Origin of the sequence: Chryseobacterium mucoviscidosis, assembly GCF_002177115.1 — a bacterium.
Lineage (GTDB): Bacteria > Bacteroidota > Bacteroidia > Flavobacteriales > Weeksellaceae > Chryseobacterium > Chryseobacterium mucoviscidosis.
The window spans coordinates 1-251 of sequence record NZ_MVAG01000226.1; the positions used below are offsets into that span (position 1 = coordinate 1).

Annotated in this window: 1 protein-coding gene; it reads left to right on the plus strand. The window is 54.6% G+C overall.

Annotated features, from left to right (window positions below):
• Nucleotides 1–251: hypothetical protein (locus tag B0E34_RS22960; RefSeq protein WP_228423129.1), on the plus strand; the 251-nt coding region annotated here is incomplete at both ends.

The window sequence follows — 251 nt, forward strand, 5'->3', positions numbered from 1 at the left end:
GACCCCAGAGAAGATTCATCCGAAGGTGGATTCGGTGCTGGATGAGTTCCTCAAGATTTGGAATGAGAAGATGCCGACTTGCGAGAATGACTATTCCCGTACCCGGCGCGAGGTAAAGGCCTATTGGGTGAGTCTGTTTGTAGGCAGCCTGGGCGTGATCACGAACGGGGACTGGAAAAAGGTGACGTTTGTCAGAGACGGCGCGGAGGACGAGGATATGCTGCGCACGGTCAGCGTCCTGAAAAGTTTCG